Origin of the sequence: Actinoallomurus oryzae, assembly GCF_039541955.1 — a bacterium.
In the GTDB taxonomy this organism is placed as follows: domain Bacteria; phylum Actinomycetota; class Actinomycetes; order Streptosporangiales; family Streptosporangiaceae; genus Actinoallomurus; species Actinoallomurus oryzae.
In genome coordinates, this window is the sequence record NZ_BAABHF010000075.1 from 1 (window position 1) to 543 (window position 543).

The following is a 543-nucleotide window of genomic DNA, read 5'->3' on the forward strand; positions in this document are numbered from 1 at the left end:
CTGCGGGAACTCCGCCACCGCCTTGGTGCCCAGTACGACGTAGGCGAGCCCCCGGTAGAGGGTCATCGTGCCGATGGTGACGGCCAGCGACGGCAGCCCGAGGCGGGTGACCAGCAGCCCGTTGATCAGCCCGGCCACCACACCGATCACCAGAAGCAGCGGGATGATCGTCTCGATCGCCCAGCCGGCGTCCCACAGCGCGCCGAACACCGCACTGGACATGCCCAGCACCGATGCGACGGACAGGTCCACCTCCGCCGCCACGACCAGCAGCGTCATCGGCAGCGCGATGAGCGCGATCTCCGACAGATCATCCAGCGCGAAGGACAGGTTGTCGGTGGTGGCGAAATCCGAGCTGCCGAACGCGCCGCCGAGAAAGACGACGATCAGCAGGGCGGTGACGATGACGTCCCAGCGGACGAACCGGGTCAGCGGGCGGGGCGCCTCGATGCTCGGTCGCACGGCCGCATCCTTCACGGGGGCTTCAGGCGCCATGGCGGGCGTTCCTCCTTCGCAGCGCGCGGGTGACACGCAAGGACAACA

General features: G+C 68.7%; 1 protein-coding gene. It reads right to left on the minus strand.

The window, feature by feature from the left end; all coding sequences use genetic code 11:
- A partial coding sequence (locus tag ABEA10_RS49745) for an ABC transporter permease (protein WP_425551070.1) occupies positions 1 to 462 on the minus strand: 462 nt, incomplete at its 3' end.
- Positions 463 to 543 lie beyond the last annotated feature (81 nt).